This window comes from Cellulophaga lytica DSM 7489 (assembly GCF_000190595.1).
Lineage (GTDB): Bacteria > Bacteroidota > Bacteroidia > Flavobacteriales > Flavobacteriaceae > Cellulophaga > Cellulophaga lytica.
The window spans coordinates 3,710,860-3,736,332 of the sequence record NC_015167.1; the positions used below are offsets into that span (position 1 = coordinate 3,710,860).

The 25,473-nt window shown below is 31.4% G+C and carries 20 protein-coding genes; 6 read left to right on the plus strand and 14 right to left on the minus strand.

Annotation, left to right across the window (positions count from 1 at the left end; translation table 11 throughout):
• Positions 1-47: 47 nt before the first annotated feature.
• From CELLY_RS16320 to CELLY_RS16355, 8 genes are all read right to left on the minus strand, one after another.
• On the minus strand, positions 48-2,849 hold the full coding sequence (locus tag CELLY_RS16320; RefSeq protein WP_148228914.1) for a triple tyrosine motif-containing protein: 2,802 nt from the start codon (positions 2,847-2,849) through the stop codon (positions 48-50).
• 70 nt (positions 2,850-2,919) lie between these two features.
• Positions 2,920-3,897, minus strand: a complete 978-nt coding sequence (locus tag CELLY_RS16325; RefSeq protein ID WP_013622815.1) for a hypothetical protein — start codon at positions 3,895-3,897, stop codon at positions 2,920-2,922.
• Positions 3,898-3,960: 63 nt separating this feature from the next.
• The gene (locus tag CELLY_RS16330) at positions 3,961-4,842 is read right to left on the minus strand and encodes a DUF6268 family outer membrane beta-barrel protein (RefSeq protein WP_013622816.1); all 882 of its coding nucleotides are present in this window, start codon (positions 4,840-4,842) and stop codon (positions 3,961-3,963) included.
• An 80-nt stretch (positions 4,843-4,922) separates the two neighbouring features.
• On the minus strand, positions 4,923-5,282 hold the full coding sequence (locus tag CELLY_RS16335; protein WP_013622817.1) for a hypothetical protein: 360 nt from the start codon (positions 5,280-5,282) through the stop codon (positions 4,923-4,925).
• Between the two features lie 136 nt (positions 5,283-5,418).
• Positions 5,419-7,335, minus strand: a complete 1,917-nt coding sequence (locus CELLY_RS16340) for an OmpA family protein (RefSeq protein WP_013622818.1) — start codon at positions 7,333-7,335, stop codon at positions 5,419-5,421.
• A 10-nt stretch (positions 7,336-7,345) separates the two neighbouring features.
• Positions 7,346-8,272: a PorP/SprF family type IX secretion system membrane protein gene (locus tag CELLY_RS16345; protein WP_013622819.1), complete on the minus strand. Its 927-nt coding sequence runs from the start codon at positions 8,270-8,272 to the stop codon at positions 7,346-7,348.
• A gap of 37 nt (positions 8,273-8,309) precedes the next feature.
• Entirely contained in the window at positions 8,310-11,561 is a 3,252-nt protein-coding gene (locus CELLY_RS16350) for a T9SS C-terminal target domain-containing protein (RefSeq protein ID WP_013622820.1), read from the minus strand.
• Positions 11,562-11,850: 289 nt separating this feature from the next.
• Positions 11,851-12,336 (minus strand): CAP domain-containing protein, encoded by a 486-nt coding sequence (locus tag CELLY_RS16355; protein ID WP_013622821.1) that lies wholly within the window; start codon positions 12,334-12,336, stop codon positions 11,851-11,853.
• A gap of 283 nt (positions 12,337-12,619) precedes the next feature.
• Between CELLY_RS16355 and CELLY_RS16360 the strand changes: the two genes are divergently transcribed.
• Together CELLY_RS16360 and CELLY_RS16365 are read left to right on the plus strand one after the other, a co-directional pair.
• Positions 12,620-14,125 (plus strand): S10 family peptidase, encoded by a 1,506-nt coding sequence (locus CELLY_RS16360; protein WP_013622822.1) that lies wholly within the window; start codon positions 12,620-12,622, stop codon positions 14,123-14,125.
• Positions 14,126-14,404: 279 nt separating this feature from the next.
• Positions 14,405-14,932 carry a hypothetical protein gene (locus CELLY_RS16365; RefSeq protein ID WP_052306528.1) on the plus strand — a complete coding sequence of 176 codons (528 nt, stop codon included), beginning with the start codon at positions 14,405-14,407 and terminating at the stop codon, positions 14,930-14,932.
• 66 nt (positions 14,933-14,998) lie between these two features.
• On the opposite strand, the gene CELLY_RS16370 is transcribed toward CELLY_RS16365, so the two are convergent.
• A complete protein-coding gene (locus CELLY_RS16370) occupies positions 14,999-15,505 on the minus strand; it encodes a hypothetical protein (RefSeq protein WP_042257200.1) in 507 nt (168 codons plus the stop codon).
• 274 nt (positions 15,506-15,779) lie between these two features.
• Here CELLY_RS16370 and CELLY_RS16375 point away from each other — a divergent pair, with 274 nt between their 5' ends.
• Positions 15,780-16,139 (plus strand): hypothetical protein, encoded by a 360-nt coding sequence (locus CELLY_RS16375; RefSeq protein WP_013622824.1) that lies wholly within the window; start codon positions 15,780-15,782, stop codon positions 16,137-16,139.
• Between the two features lie 33 nt (positions 16,140-16,172).
• Here the strand turns inward: CELLY_RS16375 and CELLY_RS16380 are convergent, their stop codons facing one another.
• The 4 genes from CELLY_RS16380 to CELLY_RS16395 form a co-directional block, all read right to left on the minus strand.
• Complete coding sequence (locus tag CELLY_RS16380) at positions 16,173-18,224, minus strand: PepSY-associated TM helix domain-containing protein (protein WP_013622825.1); 2,052 nt, start codon at positions 18,222-18,224, stop codon at positions 16,173-16,175.
• Positions 18,224-18,526 carry a hypothetical protein gene (locus CELLY_RS16385; protein WP_013622826.1) on the minus strand — a complete coding sequence of 101 codons (303 nt, stop codon included), beginning with the start codon at positions 18,524-18,526 and terminating at the stop codon, positions 18,224-18,226. The genes CELLY_RS16380 and CELLY_RS16385 overlap by 1 nt, the downstream gene beginning before the upstream one ends.
• A gap of 3 nt (positions 18,527-18,529) precedes the next feature.
• The gene (locus tag CELLY_RS16390; protein WP_013622827.1) at positions 18,530-18,856 is read right to left on the minus strand and encodes a hypothetical protein; all 327 of its coding nucleotides are present in this window, start codon (positions 18,854-18,856) and stop codon (positions 18,530-18,532) included.
• An 85-nt stretch (positions 18,857-18,941) separates the two neighbouring features.
• The gene (locus CELLY_RS16395) at positions 18,942-21,365 is read right to left on the minus strand and encodes a TonB-dependent receptor (RefSeq protein ID WP_042257203.1); all 2,424 of its coding nucleotides are present in this window, start codon (positions 21,363-21,365) and stop codon (positions 18,942-18,944) included.
• A gap of 195 nt (positions 21,366-21,560) precedes the next feature.
• On the opposite strand from CELLY_RS16395, the gene CELLY_RS16400 reads away from it, so the two are divergent.
• Together CELLY_RS16400 and CELLY_RS16405 are read left to right on the plus strand one after the other, a co-directional pair.
• Positions 21,561-22,196: a Crp/Fnr family transcriptional regulator gene (locus CELLY_RS16400; protein ID WP_013622829.1), complete on the plus strand. Its 636-nt coding sequence runs from the start codon at positions 21,561-21,563 to the stop codon at positions 22,194-22,196.
• A 70-nt stretch (positions 22,197-22,266) separates the two neighbouring features.
• On the plus strand, positions 22,267-23,673 hold the full coding sequence (locus CELLY_RS16405; protein ID WP_013622830.1) for an MBL fold metallo-hydrolase: 1,407 nt from the start codon (positions 22,267-22,269) through the stop codon (positions 23,671-23,673).
• A 53-nt stretch (positions 23,674-23,726) separates the two neighbouring features.
• On the opposite strand, the gene CELLY_RS16410 is transcribed toward CELLY_RS16405, so the two are convergent.
• Positions 23,727-24,725: a metal-dependent hydrolase gene (locus tag CELLY_RS16410; RefSeq protein ID WP_013622831.1), complete on the minus strand. Its 999-nt coding sequence runs from the start codon at positions 24,723-24,725 to the stop codon at positions 23,727-23,729.
• A gap of 188 nt (positions 24,726-24,913) precedes the next feature.
• On the opposite strand from CELLY_RS16410, the gene CELLY_RS16415 reads away from it, so the two are divergent.
• Positions 24,914-25,471, plus strand: a complete 558-nt coding sequence (locus CELLY_RS16415; protein WP_013622832.1) for a YeeE/YedE family protein — start codon at positions 24,914-24,916, stop codon at positions 25,469-25,471.
• Positions 25,472-25,473 lie beyond the last annotated feature (2 nt).

The window sequence follows — 25,473 nt, forward strand, 5'->3', positions numbered from 1 at the left end:
GTTAATGTTGTGGTAATGTATTGGTAAAATTAAAAAATGTAGTAGTACTATAATTCCAAAATATAGCTAGTTAAACTTGTCTCATGCGGTAAATTCATTTTTTTTCGCAAACGATATCGCTTTACCTCTACACTTCTAGGTGAGATGTTTAATAAAGGAGCAATTTCTTTAGAAGATAAATTTAAACGCAAATATGCACACAGTTTTAAATCGTTTGGAGTAAGTGTACTGTGCTTGGCTTTTATTTTATTTAAAAAGTCTTTATCTGCATTATTAAAAGCTTCTTGAAATAGTTTCCAATCATCTGTATTGTTAATATTTTTATCAATTATTTTAATTACAGAAGAAACCTTATTTCCCAAATTAGCTTTTATAAGTTCTTTTTTAATGGTATTTAAAAATTCATTTTTCTTTATAATACTCATTGTAGAAATTGCCAATTCTCTGTTCTTATTTTCTATGTCTAGCTTTAACTTCTCGTTATTTAACTGGGTTAATTGCTGTTTATTTTCTAGTTCTTTTCTAGACAGCTTTTGTTGTGTTTTTAACAGCGCTCTTTTTTGTTTGTTTTTATAATACACATCTATTAGCTTAAAAAGTAACACACAAGCAAAAATGTATATTGCAATTGCTATGTTAGATAGGTAAAAAGGGCGTTCTATAGTAAAGGTGTAACTGGCTGTGTTTGTTGTATTGTTACCAGATTTTCCCCTAACGTTAAATGTATATTCACCGTACGGTAAGTTTTCAAAAAGCTGAGACGTATTTTGTGACCAATTAGACCATTTGTTTGACAAGCCTTTTAATTGATACTGGTACTTATTTTTTACAATTGTATTAAAAAAAGGAAAACTATAATGAAAAGCTATATTGTTTTCTTTGTTTTTTAGCGTACTACTCTCAAACAAATTTACTTTAAATTTAGGATCATCCCTTTTGTAAGCCTCAATAGAGTTTATATTAATATTTAATTGTTCTGTATCTGCTTTATTTAAGTTATTTAAAACCAAATAACCGTTAGATGTGCCTACCAAATAACCAATATCTCCTACTTGAGTCATATTTTCAAAACCTGCTACACTATTTACTACATTACGTGCTACAGGTATGTTTGTGAGTTTAGGCTCACTACTAATACTACCAAAACTTAAAATAGAAATGTTATCATTTGCGTAACGCCATAGTTTTGTACTGTCTTCCTTTATTTTCATTAATGTTGTTAAACTACTATAATCCTTAAAAAGATTTGAGTACATAGAGTCTTTAACAAACTCATTATTTTTTAATGTAAATATGCCTTGAGATGATGAATAAAGTAAAGAACCATTAAACTTTATAATATTAGAACCACTGCCCTCTTTAGACACAGATAAATACTCTTTGTTAAGTACTTTTTTATAGTCTGCATCTACTTTAAGCCTGTATAGCCCTTTTAACTCATGATTAACATAAATGGTGTTTCCTATATTTTCAAAAAAACGACTAGACATATTTAAGCCTTCTAACCGGTTTTTATACTCCCAACTTCCGTTTTGTTTTTTAAGTATGTGTAGGCCGTTATAATTACCTTGTAAAACAAGGCTTTTATCTTTATTAATAGGTTTAAAATCCCAAGTGCCTGGAGAATTGCTTATCTGTTTTTTAACCGTATTATTATCTATAATTAATGTTCCCTTATCGTGACCACAAAAAAGAGTATTATCTATATTTTTTAATATCCAAACTTGTCCTTTTGTACCCGGAATAAAGTTAAAATTTGTTTGCTTTTTAATTTCTTTATAAAATAAACCTTGGTTGGTACCTAAGTATAAATAACCGTTATGTACTATAGATGTGTAAACAGTTCCTAACTTACCATCATTATCTGTAAACACGTTAAACCTAGACGAGTTATTTATAAAGTTAATACCATTATCCAAACCTAGCCAAACATTTTTAAAGCGGTCTTCAAACAAAGAAAGTACAGTATTATTACTTATTCCTTTTTGTCTATTAAGTTTATATTTTAAAGATCCGTCTTCATTTAAAAAATAAACACCATTAGATATTGTTCCTACAACTATACCATTATCTTTAAGTTTTATAGCATTGTAAACACTAATTTTATCAGTATTTAATGAGGTAATCCATTTTACAGGCTCTTCATTTTTAATGGTATAAAAACCATTATTTTCTGTAAGGTATAGTAATTGGTTATTTTGCTTTAGTATGGTAATTATTTTATTTTCTTTAAAAAAACTACTGTTACTTACTGGTTTTCTCTTTTCATTTTCAATTTTAAATAAACCAACACCCAATTCTTGATAATACAATGTATTGTCTACATATATCATTTTACCTATAGTAGCTTTAGCATCTATACGTTTTACTTCTTTTTTTTCTAGGTTGATTAAATATATTCTTGATAGTGATTGAAAAATTATCCAACCATCTATATTTTCTATGTTCCAAAACTGTTCACCGTCTACTAGTTGAAGATTTAAACTTTCTCTTAAAGAATAGTACTCTAATACACCTAAAGCATTTTTTTGCCAGTAACCAAAGTCCATAAAACTACCTGTAAAAACCTTGTCTCCAATAGCTTTTACAGAGCGTACAATAGAGTTATTGGGCACTGCATATAATTTCCATTCTGCACCGTTGTACTCTAATAACCCACCGTTATTTGCTATATAAATTAAGTTGTTTTGGTTTTGAGAAATATCCCAATTTTGGTTTTCTGCTGCATATTGTTGCGGAGTAATAATACTAATTGGTGGTAACTCCTGTGCTTTTAAAATAAAACACAATAAAAAAGGGAAAAAGACAACTATTTTTTTTGACAACATAAATGGTTTGGAAAGTATCATAAAATTGTATGCTACAATATACAATATTCTATGTTTTTTAGCACAAAAAACAAACTAGATTAGCGGTTAACTATAGTAAATTGTCTTTTTCATACTCTAAAACTTCATCAATAGATTTATGCTCCTCTAAAGAAACAAACGCAATGTGTTGTGCTTGTTTTTTAAACAAATTCCAATACACAACAACATAACCATTTATTGGTGATACATATACTCCTTTTTTAGCCTCTTCTAGCTCTTTTTTTGTTCTTTTATGCTCTGTATAAGTTACCCAAATAACTCTACTAAAGTCTACTTTATTAACTAATGTACCATAATAATTAGCTAATTTAAGTGCGGGTTGTTTACTTTCTAAATATTCATTTTTTACAGTGTTAACCAGTAAACTAACCTCTTTAAAAGATTTATCTTCTTCATTTAACGATATATCTTTTAACTCCCATTTATCATTTTTTTGCTCTACAAAATGTTTTAGCAAAGGGTATTCATTATCCTTAAAACTCAAGTGAAGCGTAAAGCTGTGGTAATACCCCAATTTATCTGTGTCTTCTTTAGCAAATAAATTTAAAAAAAATTGCTCTTTTTCTAGAACTTCGTTCTCTGTATAACTTTTATCAAAAATTAACTCTATAAAATTATAACTCCACTTTAAGTCAACCCCAAGAGGTTTCATTTTATCTGAAATTACTGCTTGTGTAGCCACAACTTGTTGTTTTTCTATATAGGTCTCATTAAAAGATAGTTCATTTGGATATACAGATGCAACATCTTTTTGTTCTACTATTTTACTTGCATCAAAAGTTAAATGCATTTCTACATTGGGGTTCCTTGCTTCATAAATTACAACAGTAAAGCAATTAGGGTTCATTGTAGCAGTATTAAAAAAACGCTCTAAATTTTTATATTTTAGAGTTGTACCATAATTGTTTTTTAAAAACAATTCTAAATTTTTAGCTGCACTTTTGTTAGATAAAATGTGCTTAAGTTTTACATACAAAAGTGTTACTACAACCACTACAATTATTAACGGTATTGTTTCTCTTATCATAGAAGTAAAAGTAATATTACGCTACAATAAATATGTAACGGTTTATAGGGATATTAAAAAAAATTATTTTTTTATACGTATTCCCGTACCAAAGTAAATGGTATTTTTTTTATCTACGGTAGATACCTTGTCGTTGTCTTTATTTCTTAACTCTGCGGTTTCCATAAGTACGCCAGAAAAATTACAAAAAAGCTCTAGGTGATCTTTTATTTTAAACTCGTAGCGTAACCCACCTAAAATAAGAGATACATTTATTTTTTTTGCTAAATCTTCTTCGTTATTAACAGGTAAGCCTTCTTGTATATTGGCTGTAAAACCGTCTAATTCTGTTACCAGTTTTAATCTAGATTTTTTAGAGATATGGTATTGTAAGTTAGACTTAGGAACGCCTAAATTATAAGACCATTTTGGGTGAAATTTACGGTAGTAACTAATAAAAGGTAATGGAAAAGAAATACCTCTGTTTTGCGAATAAGATACTCCTACTATTAAACGGTAAGGCTTATTAATAGTAGTATCATCACGTTTATCATTAATAAAAACTACATCACCTGCAAAGATAGCATCTTCAAAGGTAATTTTACTGCCTAAATTAGAGCTAAATCCGGGAGTAAAACGTACACCCAAACGCCAATCGTTTTTTAATTTTTTAATGTATGCTAGGTTAAACTCTAACATCTGAAAGTCCTGAATAATATCTGTATTAAACTTAGCAATTTCAGGATCAAAAGACATTTCTATATTGCTATAATCTAAACCTAACAAAAGGTAATTGCTATTTTTAAGTTCTATTGGGTAATTAACAGCTGCACGAGCTCTACTGTATCCAAAATTAGAGTTTCCTCTGGGTAAAACCTTATATTCTAATCTAGCAAAATCTGATATTTGTCCGGTTGCGGTTACAAAACACAAATAAAAAACAAATAACAGATATCTATACCTCATTCACTACAATTAAATTATTAATAATTATTAAAAAACTCTGCAAATTTACCAATAATTTAGGCAGTGCCCTATATATTATACTATTTAATTAGCTCTTTTTCTGCTATTGCTTTAGTATAATCTGCTTTAATAGTTGGGTGACTATTAAAAAACTTTTTACTGTTTTTACGTTTTAATGTAACCTCAACATCACCATTTTTTTTAGTATTTACGGCCGCAACCACAACAGTAAGGTTTTTTAGGCTTTTGTAATTTGCAAGTCCACCTCGTTTAATAATAAAGTTTTTTCTGGGTAAAACTAAATGTTCATAGGTAGCTGCAGATGCCGCACCTATTTTAAGTTCTGTTCCTACTTTAATCTCTGAATTTAAAGGTGTTGTGTTTGCGTGTAACGCTACAACCAAACACAAACTCATTACTAATGTTATAACTTTTTTCATATTTCTTAATTTTTAACCCTAAAAATAATCAATGACGTAATATTAAGCCAGTATTTTAAAGATACTTTAACAAAAAACAAAAGCACCGTAAAAACGGTGCTTTGTGTTCAAGATTTGGGGAAAACTAGTCGTATTATTATTTAGCAACAATTATAAAGTCAGATCTTCGGTTAACTAGGTGCTCTTGCTCTGAACATTTTACACCGTTGCTACATTTATTTTTAAGTTTTAATTCGCCAAAACCATTGGCACTTTCTATTCGGTCTATATCTACTCCCTTAGACACTAAATATCTTCGGGTAGATTTTGCTCTGTTGTCCGACAACTCTAAGTTATAAGCATCTTTACCCCTAGAGTCTGTATGCGATTCTATTTTTATTTTAGTCTTTGGAAACTCTTTTAAAACAAAAAGTACTTTTTGTAGTTCTATTTCTGCTCTTGGCGTAATATCGTATTTATCATAATCAAAATAAATAGGTTCTACATTAATTTTTTCTACGTTATCCTCTTTTACAATTAAACTCTCAAAAGGTGTTAAATATACTTTATTATTTAATGATGGTTCTTCTGGGTTTTCTTGAGTTGCTATTGTTATTGTTTTTTTAGAATACTTATCCTTAGCAAATACAATTTTACTTGTTTGGTTACAAGGTAAAATAAAATTATAATACCCATTAACATCTGTTTTACTATTTTGTATTAGCGTGTCATCTTCATCATAAATAGCAACTGATACTCGCTCTAATGGCTGTTTTGTAAGCTTATTATATACATTACCAGAATACTCTAAACAGTTTACAGGTTTTGCTCCTTCAAAATGATAAATATCATCATCTCCCATACCTCCATAACGGTTAGATGCTATGTAGCCGCTGTTTGAAGCCATTTCTCTAATAAAAGAAAAATCGTCCATATTACTGTTTATAGGTTTCCCCATATTTAATGGTAATGAGTACTCACTATTTGGTAGTATTTTAGACGCAAAAATATCTAAGCCGCCTAAACCATAATGTCCGTCTGATGAAAAATACAATTCGTCCTTATCTACAAAAGGAAACATTTCTCTACCCCTTGTATTTATAGTTGGCCCTAAATTAACAGGTTTACCAACTACGTCTCCAGATGCAGATAGCTCTACAACATAAATGTCACTAGAACCATAACCGCCATCCATATTAGATGTAAAGTAAAGGCGTTGCCCATCTGCACTTAATGCTGGGTGGCCACAAGAATAGTTTTTACTATTAAAGCTTAAAGACATAACGTTTATCAACTTATTATCTGCAATTGTACCCTTTAATATTTGCATATTAGACAACCCATCTGCATTGGCATTAAGTTTATTTTTTTTAATAAAATTACGGGTAAAATATACTGTTCTTCCATTATTAGAAATTGCTATGGTTGCGTCATGAAAACTAGACTCCATATTTTCTAAAAACTTTTCTGGTACAAAATCTTCTTGTTTAGGGTTTGTAAAATACAAATCTAAATACGGTTGTTTGTTCCAAGGGTAAAGTTTATTAGACTTAGCAGTGTCTCTTGCAGATGCAAATACCAATCCTCTTGAGTACATGGCAGGTGCAAAATCTGACTTTGAGCTATTAAAAGGCATATTTTTAATAGTGTATTTTGGTTTTGTCTTAGAAATACTATCTAAATACGCCTTTTGTAATAAAATCATTTTTAATTTGGTAGGATTGGTGTAATACTCTTTTAAAAGTTCATCTGCCCTATCTATATGCATACTAGCTTTTAAACTTTGTACCAATTTTATTAAGTTACTCTCTCCTACTTCTTTTCCTTTTATGCTATATAACTTACTATACCAATCTTTTGCATTTTGGTAATCGTTTATATTAAAATAACTATCTGCCAAACGTTGTATAACGTGTAACGATGGTTTTCTTTTTTCTGATGCTACACTTGAATATAATTTTATAGCTTCACTAAACTTAAAATCTTCAAAATATACATCTGCTCTATCTTCTTTACTTTGTGCTACAGATAATGAAGCAAAAAGTATACTTAAAATGAATAAACTTTTTTTCATATCTATATTTTTAAAAGAATCTTGGTGATAATGCTCTCTTTTTAGAATTGAAAACACTGTACTTTAAAATAACTTCATGAGAACCATTATTGTAATCTCCTAAGTCTGTTAACGTATAGTCATACGCATAACCAACAAATAACTCTTTAGTTATGTTAAAGCCTGCTAATGCACTAACGGCATCATCATAACGGTATGCTGCTCCAATACTAAATTTATCATTAATTAAAAAGTTACCAGAAACATCTACCGTTATTGGTGCTCCAGATACGTGTTTTGTTAAAATTGTTGGTTTAAATTTTAAATTACCAGACAAATCAAACACATAACCACCCATTACGTAGTACTGGCTTTTACGATCTGTAACAACCTCATCATTATCTTTTAAAACAGATGAATTAAAAAGGTTTTGGGTAGATACACCTGCGTACCATTTTGTACCGTACATAAATGCTCCTATACCTAAAACAGGACGTACATCTTTATTGTTTTCATTAAAAACAGGATCCATATTATCTTCATAAGATCCTTTAGACCAATCTATGTTTAAAATGTCTACACCAGCGTTTATACCTAATGATAATTTAGTGACATAACCTAAAGGCAGTTCATAAGCAAAATTACCATTTACAGTAATGTTGTTAGATGCTCCTAATTTATCATTAATTGCACTTAACCCTAAACCAACTTTTTCTCCAAACTTACCCTGTATTGAAAAAGACTGGTTACTTGGTGCCCCTTCTAAACCTACCCATTGGGAACGATGTAAAAAGGTAGCCTCTAACTTGCCACTTGTACCAGTGTAACCAGAGTTAAGCGCCATAGTGTTATGCATATATTGTGTATACTGTGGTGCTTGCTGTGCATTAGAAGCACATATGCCTAAAAAGCCAAGCGCAAGCAGTAATTGGTATTTTATATTTTTGGTTAATTTCATTGTAATATTCTTTTGGGGTTGTTGTGTAGGTTTTGTTTTATCTTGCTATTTGTAGCCAGCCTTTTAAGGTTCTGTTTAATTCTGGAATAGTAAGTATGTAGTAATACGTGCCAGACGGTAAATGATCTCCTTTACGTAAAACACCATTTACATTTGCTACACCATCCCAGTTATTGCTATAATTAACTGTTTCAAAAACTTGGTTTCCGTTTCTGTTAAATACTTGTAATGTATTAGAACTATAATCTTCTAAACACTGTACTTTAAAGAAATCGTTATACCCATCATTGTTTGGTGAAAACTCGTTGTAAACAAACAAGCAAAACTCTTCACCTAAAACCTCTCCACAACTAATAACACCTACGCTTAATATAGCTTCTTCTGAGGTGCAACCACTTGCACTATCATAAGTAACTGTAATTTCTGTGTTATTTAAATCGTCCCAAGTAACCGTTACAAAACTATCTGTACTTGTACCACCATCTGTAATTGTACCACCAGTAACTGTCCACACATAATTTTGCTTATCTGTTTCTGTGGTATACATATAACTATCTTCTAAACAAGCATCTTCAAAAATACCTGTAAGTGTAGCTTGCTCTGCTTCTTCTATTGTTGTTGTAATTGCTAATCTATCTTCACTCTCACAACCAGATGTTAAATTTGCTACATAATATGTTGTACCATCTACTATGGCCGTATCAGAAGAAAGCATTGTACCCCCTGTTTCTGCATCATAAAAAACAACAGCGGTTTCGTTTATCTGTATATCTGCCAAGGTAGCATTACTTGTACTACAAAATTCTTGTGCAGTACTACTAGTTGTTGGTGCAGGCTGCGTAAAGGTTACTGTAATAGCTAGTCTTTCACTACTTTCACAACCGTTTTCTGTATTAGCAACATAGTATGTTGCACCATCTACTAAAGCTGTAGAAGGGTCTAACATTGTGCCTCCTGTTTCCGCATCATAAAAAACAACAGCGGTTTCATTTACCTGAATATCTCCAACTACCGGATTATTTGCTTCACAAAAAACTTGTGTAGTGCTTGTTGTGGTTGGTGCAGGAGTATCTAAAATTGAAACCGTTATTTGTACACGTGGTAATACAGATAAAGGAACATCTAAAAGTCCTACATAGTATGTGCCACCATCTGTTAGAGCTGCATTAGCATCTACTGTAGCACTACCTAAAAGACTATCAAAAAATACAACATTATTACCATTTACATCTAAATCTAATAAAGTTGCATTATCTGATGCACAAAAAACCTGATTTAAATTATCTAGTATAAACTCTGGTATTGTTACTGTAACATCATCTGTAATGCTACACAAACCGCCAGATATAAAAATTTCTAATACATTATCTATATCAGATAAAAGATCTGTACCGTCTACTGCAATACTAAAATCTAAGTTAGCGTCTAATATGCCTGTATAAGTTGTACCATTTATAGCTACAGTAACTTCATCTCCTACATTAACGTCTCCTGTTACAGAACCAGTAATGTCTGTGGTTGGGTTTACCTGAAAAATAGTAATTAAGTTAGCTAAGCTAATGTTGGTGTCTAGAGTAACGTCTACAGCTGTATTAGAAGAATCTACAATAGTTACAGCTACAGGTTTTAAATCGCCATCTACATTTTTACAACCTGCAATATTATCTGTACTACCTACATAGTAAGTATACGGACTATTAACGTCTGTTAAGCCTGTAATGGTTAAAACTCCGTTTTCATCTATATTGTATGTTGCTCCGTTTACAACCATACCGTTAGTAATTGGCATTGTTTCTGCACTGTCTAAAAACCAATTGTATGTTGCATCTATAGCACTAGAAGGTACTAATACCACACTACTTTGTGAGCAAATAGGGTTTTCATTACCAATTACAGTAATATCTGCTGCAGTAGGTATTTCCATTACAGTTACAGGAACCTCTACTCTTGGAGATTCTTCTGTACAACCTACATATGCAGAAGCTACATAATAAGTGGTACTTGTATTTAAAGCTGGTGTTGTAAATGTATCACCAGAATTGGTTGTTGCTAACAAATTACCATCTGTTTCTGCATCATACCAACGTAATTCTACAGCTGCGCCATTTGCTGTTGCTGTTATTTCTGCTGTAGAGCCACTACATATACTAATATCTGTAGATGAGTCTGTAAATACTGGTTGTTCTGGTGCTCTATAAATATCATAAAGTCTAATTTGCTGACTAACTGCAACGTTTAACAAAGAAGCCAAACTAATAGTAACTCTATTAACAGAAGCACTAGGCTTAAACGCTACTACTGTACTATTACCATTTTGCAATAGACCTAATAAATCTAAAGATAATAAACTAGATATGTTAGATGAGTATACTTCTTGTACACCATTGCTTGCTGTAATATTAATATTATTTAGTAACCCTAAGCTAACTAGAGAAGGATCTACTGCCAAACGCACATATATTACATCATCTGTACCAGAATCTGCGTCAAAATAAATAGTTTGCTGTATGCTTGCTGCAACATCTAAAACTCCTAAACCTAACTCTGCAAAAGTGGATACATCACCATCTATAGCAAAATTTGGATTTGTTACTCCTGCTCCTCCTAAATTTAAAAGGTCTAAAGAAATACCATTACCGCTAAAAGAAGTATAACTTGGTAATCCGCAATCTCCTGTTCCTGTTGTGTAATAAGATTCATACACACCTAACTGTCTGGTATTGTTTAACCCTATTAGAGATCCTATACTATTTTCAATTCGTATTCTATTGTACTCTTGGCCTGGTGTAACAGCCAAAAAGTAATCGTTATCTTTATCTACTACAACACGTAAATCTTCTGTAGAGAATCCGTTTGCTTCTGTAGATTGTTTTTCTAATACTGTAACAGCATTGTTTTGCGCTTTTACAGTAAACTCTTGATTACCAATAAGTAAAATACCTGCAATGTCTGACAATAGGCCTCCTAAGCTACCTCCTAACAAACTAGGCAACAAATCGTCTTGAGTTTCTATTTTGGTAAAACTTGTAGTATTTGCTGGTAAGTTGCTTGGGTACTGAAGTTCTAAATACCCTGAGTACGCTCCAATACCTACAAGTATTCCGGAACTAGCATTTATGTCTGCTTTGGTTAATAAATTACCATCTACAGCGTTATTGGCATTGTCTACCCTATCTTGTATAGGAACTGCTGTAGCGTAATTTTTTGTTTGTGATTTAAGATTTGTAATACTAACGAGTAGTAGTGTTACAAAAATGAGTCTAATTTTTTGGGGTAAAATTAATTTCATTTAGTAAAATTTTGGTTAAGTTTCAATTTGGTACAATTATAACGTAACCTTGCGTATATGTATTCTCCACTTATTGTATTTACTCGATGAAATACACCCCATTTCGATGAAATACATAAAATTTTAAGAAATTGAAGATTATGCAAACGTTTGCAGTAATCTTTAAAAATAACTCAATTCCCTATAAATTAACTATTTGTAAAATATTGTAACAAAAAAACACTTTTAAAACAATCTCAATTGTCTTAAAAGTGTTATCTAAAAAAGATAATTTTAACCTAAAAATATCTTACTTATAATATAACTGTGTAAAGTATAATTTTCCATTTTCATCAGCTTTAATATTTATAGCTGTGTATGTAAAATCTCCTTCCATTACTTTTTTGTGAGTTGGACTATTAATCCAAGCTTTAACTACACCGTTTGCTGTTTTAAAATCTTTAGCTAAGTTTTCTGAAACAAAATCTGCTTTTGCCTCTACTGCTAAATTAGATGCACGTAAATCAAAATTATCGTGGCTAATTTTACCAGCCTCAATCATATAATCATTATGCTGTGCAGCATAACCGTATGCCACTTTACCATATTCTAAAGTATTTAAACCTTGAGAAGATCTGTACTCATTTACCAATTCTATAACTTCTTTCTCTAATTCACTAGACGTATCTACTTGTGCATAAATTGCATCTTCTTGCTCAATGCTCTCTGTAGTACAAGAAGTCATTGTTATAAATAAAGCTAAAAGTCCTAATGGTAAAAATTTAAATTTTGACATGGTAATAAACATTTGTAGGTTAAATCTGGGACAAAGTTACCACGCCTTTTAAGCCTTTTTTCTAATTTTCAATTGAACGGATAGTTTTAAACGGTGAACTGCAGAAAAGTGTATTTAAATCATTTTAAAAAAAAGCAGTCAAAAAATTTCATCCTAAAAACGTGCAGATTATCTAGGGTTAACAGCATTTTTATCACTATTAAAAAAGTTAAAAAGAGAATACATTTTTATTCTCTATAGTAATTATATACTTTTAGATCTGAACTCAACTACAACTCAAAAAATGAAAAAATTAGCTTACCTAAAAGTCGTTACCGTTTTAGCGGTATTTAGTTTTACTACACAAACAAAAGCTCAAGATTTAAAAATTGCTGTAGATACTACGGTAGTAACAAACCACACTGCTACAATTAACAACACTAAACTTACCTATAAGGCCACTACTGGTACACAACCTGTTTGGGATAAACAAGATAATGTGGTTGCCACGTTATTTTATACCTATTATAAAAGAACAAATGTTAGTAAAGGAGAAGAACGCCCCTTGGTAATATCTTTTAATGGTGGTCCTGGATCTGCATCTGTCTGGATGCACATTGCATATACTGGACCTAAAATTTTAAATATTGATGACGAGGGTTACCCTGTACAGCCCTATGGTATTAAAGATAATCCGTATTCTATTTTAGACGTAGCAGATATTGTTTACGTAAACCCTGTTAATACGGGTTACTCTAGAATGGTTGCCCAAAAAGATGGGAAAATGCCAGACCGCAAACAGTTTTTTGGTATTAATGCAGATATTAAATACTTGGCTGCTTGGGTAAATACATTTGTTACACGTAATAATAGGTGGCAATCTCCTAAATATATTATTGGTGAGAGTTATGGCGGTACTCGCGTGTCTGGTTTAGCATTAGAACTACAAGAGTCTCAATGGATGTATTTAAATGGTGTAATTATGGTATCACCAGCAGATTATAAAATATACAACGCAGACGGACCTTTATCTTCTGGTATAAACTTACCTTATTTTACTGCTGCTGCTTGGCACCATAAAATGTTACCTACCGCTTTACAACAAAAAGACTTGTTAGAAGTATTACCAGAAGTAGAACAATATACTATAGACAAGCTTATGCCTGCCATTGCAAGAGGCGGATTTATAACAGATGCCGAGAAGCAAGATGTTGCAGAAAAAATGGCATACTACTCTGGTATGTCTAAAAAAGCAATTTTAGACCATAACTTAATGGTACCTACTTCTTTTTTCTGGAAAGATTTACTGCGCAATAAAAGCGGACATACCATTGGCCGTTTAGACTCTAGATATTTAGGTATAGACAAAATGGCTGCTGGTACAAAGCCCGATTATAATGCAGAAATTACCTCTTGGTTACACTCTTTTACACCTGCAATTAACTTTTACCTTAGAGAACACTTAAACTTTAAAACAGACCTTAAGTACAATATGTTTGGTAGTGTTCACCCTTGGGACAATAGCAATAATAATGTTAGAGAAGGTTTACGCAAAGCAATGGCAGAAAACCCATACCTAAAAGTATTGTACCAAACTGGATATTATGATGGTGCTACAACCTACTTTACCTCTAAATATAGTATGTGGCAAACAGACCCTAGCGGAAAACTAAAAGACAGGTTTACTTTTAAGGGCTACAGAAGCGGACATATGATGTACTTGCGTAAAGAAGATTTAAAATCTGCTAACCAAGACATAAGGGCTTTTATTAAAAACAGTGCTGCTAATGGTAAAGCTGCTAAGTATTAGAGTTTGTAGTGATATTAAATAATTTTAGTTGGTTTAACGGCACAAGCAAGATGCTTGCGCTAGCGGGGGAATTAAAGAATCTTTTTCAGTTCTGAAAAGCCTTTTATTATTTTAGAAAAGGATTTTGGAATTTTTTATAATGATAATTCAATAATAAAAAAGTCTATCGCTAACCAAACCCTTTGGAATTTACCATTAACTTCATTCGGAAAACCTGCTTATGAATTTGAAATTGATCAAATAGATAAAGTCCTAGGAGTTAATGAAAACAATTTGTGGGTGCTTTCTAAAGGTGGTCGTTTAATTACTGTTTCTATTAAAACAGGAAATATAGTTCACAAATTCTCTACCCAAGAGAGCGATTTAAATTTTGGTTACAAAACGACAATAAAAGGCACTTCTTTTTTTGTGAATAATAGTGATAATAATCTTTATTGTATGTCTGCAAATTATTTTCAAAAAATAAATACCCAAACTTATGAGATTGAAGAATCCTTCAACTTTAGAGAGGCTGATTTTTCTGGAATGGGAACATACAAGAATATTTATTCCCCCTTACTACAAGGTAACTACTTCACTTTTTTAGGTGAAAAACTATATGGAGATGGAGTTCGCTATATTGGTCTTTATGATTATAATAGAAAAAGATTAATATGGGAATACGAGATTATCTCTAAAGAAGATTTTATGAATGGTAATAAACTAATAAGCCCGGAACCCGTTTATTTCTCCAATGAAAAATTATTTGTAAAAGATTTTAAAAATAATCTTCATATCTTAAAAAAAGAAGAAATTGATTTAATTTAGTTGGTTTAACGGCACAAGCAAGATGCTTGCGCTAGCGGGGTTATCAACTAATCTGTATTATTAGCCCTAGTAACATATAGAATTTATTTCTTCTACTATTTGTGGATTTACATTAGATTTAAAATAGCAATTAACTTCATCTGGGAGAATATCAATTAAAAGTAGTTGAGTTTCATTTATTTCCTCCTCTTCAAAAATACTACTTGAAGGGTCAAATAAATTGTCAATGATATGATAATTTAGTTCTTTTACTTCAATTTCCCCTCTATTAACCTTTGTAATTAATTTATCATTATCAGAATATATTGCTGCCATCTTAGTTAAATATTCAATTTGCCCTGATTTCAACAGAAATATTAAACGTAAACGACGTAGATTTTCATTTGCCTTTATTTCTTTGCTAGTTAAAAATTCAGAAATTGTTTCATCTAATAATCTTGATTGTTCAAATGCTTTTGCGCAAGTCGATACATTTGATATATATTCAGAGTTAACTTGCTCTAAATCCAAATATTTTACATTTTTTTTGCAAGCGGTAAAAATAACTAGCATTAATAATATCTTTATCTTCATTTTTTTGGAAATTTTATTCTTCTCAATATTAAACCGTTTTCTTCAGCTAACGCGATCGTCACGCTCGTGGCTTAAAGAGTAGGCAAATAAGCAAAATAGTTGCGCTAGCTGAAGAAACTAATTTACTATAATTAAATAAAAAAATAACTCTTAAAAATTATCAGTATCAGCTTAATAGCTACAAAACCCTTACCATTGTTAATAAGTAGTGCTTGGTAGTAAAGTAAAAAAGGGATAATCATTCTATTTTTGCGATCTCTTTGTAAAATAAATTATGCGATATTTAGAAGTTGGCGATAAGCTTTTTAATGTAAAACGAGACGGTTTTAACGACTTTGCACGTTACTCTTTCTCTGAGGTTGTTTCTCTTACCAAAACCTTAGCTGTTTTAAAAAACGGTGTTAGATTGGTAAATCAGCCTCGTAAATCTTATATTATTAGTGATGTTGGCTATCCGGTTTCTAAAAACAAAGGTGCACATTGGCATATTGTAACTATAGAAGCCATTAGAGATGCACAAGTAGAGAATGCCAAAATTGAAGCCCATGACTGGTTTCATGAAAAGCAATTTACTTTAAAAGAAATTATGTTTATTCACAGAAAGTTTAAAGAATTAGAAAAGCATTTAGAATAACCTAAATGCTTTTTTGTTTACTGTAATAATAAGCTAAACTACCTCTTTACGCCATTGCAGTAGTGTTTTTACTAATAATACACTTACAACTCCCATTAATGCCAATATTAGTATTTCTGATATGTTTTTAGCCTCATAAAATATAGCTGTTATAAAATGGTATACATTAAAAATACCTAATAAAATTGCCCATATTATAGAGGTTAATCTAAACCATTGTTTAGATACTTCTAATGTTGCTATGCAAAAAAGCATTGCAATGCCTTCAAAAAATATACGGTACAAGTGGTGATCTACTGGTACATCTCCTGTAGCACCTTCTATCATTAAACTCTCATTATAATACACGCCAAATAAACCGTAAACGTGGTGTATAATAAAGCCTACTACTATTAATAGCCAGAATATTGAAATTTTTGTTCTCATAAATTTTATTTTCTTAGATTGATCTTCTCCTGTTTCTAATTGATTTTCTTGTTCTTTTCTTTGCTCTAAAACTGTTTTCTGGTATTCTGCTACTAGTTTAGCGTGACTAACCTTTGGTACTTTACGCTCTAACTTAAAATATATAGCCAAAGCCACCGAAGCTAACACCAACCAAAAGGCATCTATTGTAAAAACATCTAATTGATTGTTTGCAAAGGTTTTCCAAAACCAATTGCCAGATACCAAGCCATTAATTATTGGTATTAAAAATCCTAAAATACTGCCCCATAACAAACTGTATTTGTTGGTAATGTAATTGTCTCTTTTACTTTTAAAGTAAATGGTTAACAATAGCCAACCCACAAAAAACACTACATATAAAATAGTTTGTCTGCTAGCATCTAAGTCTCTTGGTAGTAGTTTAGATGCTATAAAAGACAATGCTGTTATAGGAAACATACTTAAACATATGGCCAAATACACGTGCCCTACTCGCCTATTATACAATTGCTTTGCTGCAGATATATTTTTTTTATTACGTGCCTCTAACCAAATAAGTACACCAGATATAATTACAAAACAAGTGATTAATGCTAGTATAAAGTATATTACCTTTAAGTACATACCACCAAAATCTCCAAAGTGCAGTTTACGTATAGTAAGTTCTACATCTTCTACATAGCTGTTTACATAAGGACTTTTTTCAGATTCTATAGTATTAGTAGCCATTTTATAAACAACTCTTCCGTTACCTAAAAACTTTTCTTTAGAGCCTAATAAACCATCAACCTGAAACATCATAGTTGTTGCTCCGTAGCTCTTAATATAAATTTGCTGTGCCGTAAAGTTTTCCCATTTTTTATCGGCCTTAGCCATAAAAGAATTTACGTCTAAAACAGTATCTAACTTTTCTTCTAACGGATAAGTTTTCATCATTGGACGTATATCCTCTAAAAGCTTATCTTGGTTATTATTATACACATAATTTGCTGGTAACAACACAAAAATAGACATACATAAAAAACAACTTGTAACTGCATATACAAACTGAAAAGGCAAACCTATTACGCCTAATGCCGTGTGTGCATCTGTCCAAACCATTTTTAATTTTGCCTTGGGTCTAAAAACATAAAAGTTAGACACCATTTTTTTCCAATGCACAATAACCCCTGTTATTATAGCAAATAAAAAAAACAATGCTACAAAACCTGCTATGTAAATACCTATTGTTGGTAATTGATGAAAAAAATGCAACCTGTACAATAGCTCTCCTACACTATAAAAAGAATAATACTCACTTATTTTATAGGTTTCTTGATCTGCATAAAAATAAGTTGGTTTTTCTGGTATATTTACTACTGTAGTATCTTGGGAGTCTGTTAGCTGTACATAAATGTCTTTTTTAGCATCTGCTGGTATTATGCGTATGTCTCTACCATAAAGTGTATGGCCTTCTGCCTCTATACTTTTTATAAGCCTATTAAAATCTATATCTTCAGGAGCTAAAATTTCTGCTGTGTTTCCTTTTTCCCAAGCAGTAATTTCATCCTTAATAAGCGCAAAGGATCCTGCAAAAAATATAATATATAAGGCTACACTAATTACAATACCACTAACGGTATGTGTATGAAAAAAAACATTGTAATTACGTTTACTCATTATATTAAAGGGGAATTAAGTTTTCCAAAATAAATTGCTAGTGCTAAAAGTAGACTTAGACCTAAATATACTAGCCAAACCAACCATCCGTTTTTAAATAAAAAAGGAACAATCATTAATGCACCCCAAACTATAAATATGGTATATATAGACGTTGCCAATACTATTTTAGGGTTTGGTAACCATAATGCTAATGCTATATGTACTAATGATGTTACAATATAACCACCAACAATACCTGCAGATATTTTTGCAAATTGCTGCCAAGGATTTGTTGTTAAATATTTAGAATTTGCCGGCATAGTTTATAATGATTTTTCTAATAAAAAGGCTACTAAAAAAAGTAGTGTTAGTAATTTGTAGTTTACAATTTTTAAAGGAGCTAATAGCACTATTAAGCTCCAACTTAGCATTAAAAGAATTGTAAAAATTATAAATCCTGCTCCCAACCCAAATGTATAAATAGCTAAAAACAAACCGAATACAAAAAGTACAATTGCTGCTATTTTTACACTTTTTTGTTTGTTATGTAACCAAAATAATAGTTTAAATTCTTTTGTAATTACAGCACGTTTAGAGGTGCTATAATGCAACAAACAAGCAAGGGTGGTTACTAAAATTAATACGGTCATTTTTTATTTTTTTTTAATGTAAACATCCTAGCCTGGTACAGCTCCAGACTAAGATGTTACTGCAAAAATCCAACTTAAACTATTTTTAAAACTTATATGTGAAGTTTGCTAATAATGCTCTTGGCTGTTGTGGTGTAATGGTTGTCCACCCTTTGTAATATGTTTCATTAAACATATTATTAAGTTTTAATCCTACCCTGTATTTATCTGCTTGGTAAAAAACTGATGAATTGTATATAGTGTAGCTAGGCAAATCAAAAGTACCTCCTGGTCCATAATTAATAATAGAACTTTCACTAGCTCCGTTTAAACCAAAACCTAGTCCAAAACCTTCTAAACTTCCCACCTGAAACTCATAATTTGCCCAAAGGTTGTAAAGAGTTTCTGCTCCAGATTCTAAAGGTCTTGTACCTGCTAATATTGCATTATCAGTCTTTGTAATTTCACTATCGTTATTACTAAAACCGGCCTTTATATTTAAACCATTAATTGGGTTTGCATTAATTTCTATCTCTATACCTGTACTTTCTACTTCACCGTCTTGTATTTTATTAAATGCAGATGTTGGATCTGTCATTACTTTATCAGACACTGTAATGTCATAATAACTAACTGTAGCATTTAATTTACCGTTAAATAGGTTTGTTTTTATACCAAACTCTAATTGGTTTGCTTGTTCTGGATCAAAAGATTTTAGCGTTTGCGGGCCATCTGCTGGGTCACCTACTAAACTAGGCGCAATATTTGTAAATCCGTTTTGGTAATTGGCAAAAACCGATAATTTATCTAGTATTGGTTGGTACAACACACCAAACTTAGGAGAAAAAGCTGTTTGTGCATAGTCATCTGCATCTGTAGTTACATCATCTTCATTATCAAACCTATCTACACGTAAGCTTGCCATTGCAGATAAAGCTGGTGTAATATTTAATACATCAGACACGTAAGCACTATAAGTACTTGTTTTAGATTTTATATTGTTTGTTGTTTGTGCTGCTAAAACAGACAATACTCCTGCTTCTGTTAATGGGTAAGTATCTGTTTCTACTTCTGGTGTAAAAGGGTTATCACCGTTTGTATCTCCGTTTGGTAATACGTTACCGTAAAAAGAAAAACCAGAACTTTGGTCTATGTTTGTTGCTTGGTAATAATCTAAACCTGCAACGACTCTGTTACGTAATGTTCCTAGTTTAAAGTCTCCAATAAAGTTTTGTTGTATGTCCGTAGTATTTGTTTTTCCATTTTCTTTATTTATCATTCTAGAAAATGTATTAGGCTCTAAAATTCCGTACTCATATAAATAAGAGTAATATCCGTTAGAAGAGGTATTACTTTTAGACAAAATAGTTTGTGATTGCCAAGTGTCAGACAATTTATAATCCATTTCTACTCTGTAGTTAGATGTAGGATTCTCTATAGACAAATCATTAGAAGTGTATGATAATTTATTATTGTAGCCCAACTCTGAAATACTAGAAGATGCAGATGGTGCTGCTCTGTTTAAAAATAACGAAGTGGCATTTGTTTGCTCTGCTTCTGTAATTTCTGCATACAATGAAAATGATAATTTATTATTTACACGGTATGATAAAGATGGTGCTACAAAAAACGACTTTTTAAAACCTGCATCCTGAAAGCTATCTTCTGTGTGGTAAGCTGTATTTAGCCTAAAATAGATGTCATTATTTTTATCTAAAGCAGTATTAAAATCTGCAGAAAGTACTGTTAAACCGTAAGAACCTGCTGTAAGAGATACTTCACCACCATAACCTTTGTATGGCTTTTTAGTAACTGTATTAATTAAACCTCCGTAAGATGTTACAGAACTACCAAACAATGTAGCAGATGGTCCTTTTATAACCTCTATACGCTCTATATTTGCTGCATTTATTGTTCCATTTGTTAAGCCAGGCATACCGTTTACCAATTGTGGCTGCACGCTAAAACCACGAATACTGTAGTATCCAGATCCGTCTCCTCCGCGGCCTGTAGAGCTCCATAACTTGTCTACACCAACTGCATTTTTTAGAGCATCATCAAACTTTGTTGTTATTTGAGACACTAATAAATCTGAGGTTATTGTACTGTAAACCTGTGTATTTTCTAAATCTTTCAAAGGTAATTTTGCTACATAGGCTGTTTCTTTTCTAGAAAACTTATTTCTACGTTCTCCATTAACAACTACCTCTTTTAAAATTTCGTTTCCTTCATATAGTTGTACTATCTCTAATGTATTTTCTGTGTTTGCAGTAATTGTAACCTGCAGTTCTTTAGTTTTATAACCTAAGTAAGATACAAGAACCGTGTAAGTGCCAGATTCTAAATTTGCTATACTAAATGCACCATCAAAATTAGTTTGTGCTCCTAAAGCTGTTCCTTTTACTAATACATTTACACCCATTAAAGGGGTATTATCTACGTCTGTTACTTTACCTGTTAGTGTAGTGTTTTGTGCTGTAGCTGCAATTGTTGCTACCAATAACATTACTAAGGTCATTAAATTTTTCATTATTCTTATTTAGATTGATTTAAAATAATTTTGTGTTGCAAACTTAAATCAGGATTAGTTACAAACCAAGAATTATTTTTATTAATTCTAAATAAACTTAAGGAGAGGGAGTTAACATCGATATTAAAATAAAAAGGTGAAAATTTAGGGTTTTAACACTATCATTATTTGCTATTAAGTAACTTTGATGTTACTATGATTGAAGAATTAAAAAATAGCTACGGCACTTTATTTGAAGACCAATTACTACAAGAAATTCTTGAAGTGGCTACTTATAAAGAAGTTCCTGAGGGTTTTAAACTTATAGAAATTGGCGACTACGTAAAGTCTATGCCCTTACTTGTATCTGGTGCCATAAAAATACTTAGAGAAGATACTGAAGGAGATGAGCTACTACTCTACTACCTAGAAAAAGGAGAAACTTGTACTATGACAATGGCTTGTTGTATGGGGCAAAAAAAGAGTGAAATTAGAGCTATTGCAGAAACAGATGCTAAGTTAATTATGGTTCCTATAGAAAAAATGGAAATTTGGACATCTAAATACAAATCTTGGAGAGATTTTGTTTTTGAAAGTTATCATAACCGTATTAATGAGTTGCTACTTACCGTAGATAGTGTTGCTTTTTTAAAAATGGATGAACGTTTACTAAATTACTTAAGAGAAAAGGTAAGGGTAACTAATAGTTCTATTATTAAAAATACGCATCAGGAAATTGCGTATGATCTACATAGTTCTAGAGTGGTGATTTCTAGATTACTAAAGAAGTTAGAAAAGTTAGAAAAAATAGAATTACACAGAAATCACATAAAAATTATAAACATTAGTTAAATGTAACCTAAGTTACTGTTGTACAAATTAATAACTCATAAGTTTGTAGTCCAAATTAAACTACAATGTTATGATTATAGAACAAATATACACAGGTTGCCTATCACAAGGGGCATATTATATAGAGAGTAATGGTGAAGCGGCTATTATAGATCCTTTAAGAGAAACTTCTCCTTACACTAAAAGAGCAGAAGAAAATAATGCTACTATTAAATACATTTTTGAAACTCATTTTCACGCAGATTTTGTTAGTGGACACGTTACATTAGCTCAAAAAACTGGAGCTCCTATTGTATACGGACCTAAAGCAGATCCTACATTTGATGCTATTATTGCTAAAGACAATCAGGAATTTAAAGTTGGTGATATAACCATTATAGCCTTACACACGCCTGGCCATACTATGGAAAGTACTACGTATCTTTTAAAGGATGAAAACGGAAACGACCACGCTATTTTTAGTGGTGACACTCTATTTTTAGGTGATGTAGGTAGGCCAGATTTAGCACAAAAAGCAGGCGAAATTACAGAAGAAGACTTGGCAGGCTTTTTATACGACAGTTTACGAAACAAAATTATGCCTTTAGCAGATTCTATTTTAGTATATCCTGCACACGGGGCTGGGTCTGCCTGCGGAAAAAATTTAAGTAAAGACACAGTTGACACTTTAGGGAACCAAAAAAAGACAAATTATGCCTTACGTGAAAATATGACTAAGGAAGAGTTTATAAAAGAGGTTACAGATGGTTTACTACCTCCTCCTGAGTATTTTCCTTTAAATGTAAAAATGAACAAAGAAGGGTATGATGATATAGCAAATATTATAAAACGTGGCACAATAGAATTAGACCCAGATATGGTAGAGGCATTAGCTAACAATACTGGCGCCATAATTTTAGATGTAAGACACCAAGATGAATTTGCCAAAGGCCATATTCCCAGATCTATTTTTATTGGTTTAAATGGTAGTTTTGCTCCTTGGGTAGGTGCACTAATTGCAGATGTAGAGCAACCTATAATACTAATTGCTCCAGAGGGTAAAGAAGAAGAAACAGTCACTAGATTATCTAGAGTTGGTTTTGATAATACGCTTGGATACCTAAAAGGCGGATTTAACGCTTGGAAAAAAGCTGCTAAAGAGTATGATACTGTTAGCTGTACAACAGCAGAAAAGCTAAGTAACGAGGTAAAAGATTCTACAAAAATTTACGATGTTAGAAAGGAAAGCGAATTTTTATCTGAGCACGTAATTAACGCAGTTAATACTCCTTTAGATTTTATTAATAAATACCTTAAAAAGTACCCTGCTAACAACAACTTTTACATACACTGTGCTAGTGGTTACAGAAGTATGGTAGCCGCTTCTATATTAAAAAGTAGAGGCATACATAACCTTATTAATGTAAACGGAGGTATTGCTGCCTTAAAGGAAACAAAAATACCAATAAGCAACTACGTTTGCCCATCTACTTTATAAAAACACAAAAGCTAAAACACTAATTAATTAGTGTTTTAGCTTTTTTTTATTTACTAATTTCCCTTTATACGCTCCCATAAATCAGTTAGTAATTTTTTAGCCTGAGTTCTATTTTTTGGAATTTCACTAAAAGAAATACTTCCATTACCATATTTATGTATTTGATACCTAAACACAAAATCTTGATCATTATAATCTAAACCTAGTGTACCAAAACGTAAATCGTTATAATATAAAAAGTCCTTGTATGTATCAATAGTATACCATCCTTTACTAATGGCAATCATACGTTGCATTTTTGGGTTATCTTTTAAATCGTTTACTAAAAAATGATTTTTATTATACCTAGAAAACAAAATAGGCTTGGTGTCAAAAAAAGAATAATGGCCAATGTAAAATGCATCTTCAGTCTCTACATTTGCTGTCCATAAAATAGTATTTAAAGCAGATGGTTTTGTTTCTATTTGTGAGTATACTATATTTTGTTCTTCTAATTGTTTTTTAAATTGATAAAAAGCAACACCCTTTAAAGCAAAGGTTAATAGTAAATAACTACTACTTATTATTAAACCTAATCTATTATATTTTTTACGCTTTAAGCTTTCTTTTTTCTGAAACATTGTTAGAATTACAAACACCAAAAAAGGAACTGTATACAATGGGTCTATAACAAAAATAGTTTTAAATGCTAGTCGGTTATTTAATGGCCAAAACAACTGTGTTCCCCAAGTTGTATGTGCATCTAAAATTGGATGCGTTACAAATGCTAAAAAGAAAAGCCAACACCAACCTCTAAAATCTTTATACTTCTCATACCTTGTAACTAACCACGCAAAAATTGGGGCAAATACTACAGAAAATAATACAGAGTGTGTAAAACCACGGTGTATTTCTAAGCCCGTAACAGTATCTGTATAGAAAGATGCAAAGGTGTCTAAATCTGGTATTGTACCTGCAATTGCGCCATAAAGCATTGCCTTATTTCCTATTTTTTTTCCTAAAACAGCCTCTCCTACTGCTGCTCCTAATACTATTTGCGTTAAAGAATCCATATATAAATTATAGCTACACAAAACTACATCTTTAAAATTATAAAGTATATTTATAAGCAGAAGTAAAGCATAACTATTACATTTAGGCGCTGCATTAAATATATTCTACTCTTGGTAACCTAAGTTACTTTCTATTATTGTGAAATGAAGTTTCTTTGCAACGCATCAAATAATTATTAAAATTTAAAATGGAATTAATTTTACAACCTTGGCCTTGGTATGTGTCTGGCCCGCTAATTGCTTTAGTGCTGTTTTTACTACTTTTTGCGGGTAAAAACTTTGGTATGTCTAGCAACTTAAGAACTCTTTGTACGATTTGTGGAGCAGATAAAAAATCGGACTTTTTTAAGTTTAATTGGAAAAGTCAAAAATGGAACTTAGTTGTAATGATTGGAGCCATTATTGGTGGCTTTATAGGAGCAAACTTTTTAACAGAATCTACAGCTGTAGCCATAAACCCAGAAACTGTAGAGCAATTACAAGAATTGGGCTTTTCTAGCGCAGGAAATGCGTATTTACCAACAGAACTATATGGTTTAGAAGCATTAACAGATATAAAAAGTATTTTAATTTTAGCCATAGGCGGGCTCCTAGTTGGTTTTGGAACAAGGTATGCTGGTGGCTGTACATCTGGGCACGCAATATCTGGTTTAAGTAACTTACAACTACCTTCTTTAATAGCTGTTATTGGCTTTTTTATTGGCGGTTTATTTATGATTCACGTTTTATACCCTTTAATATTTTAAGC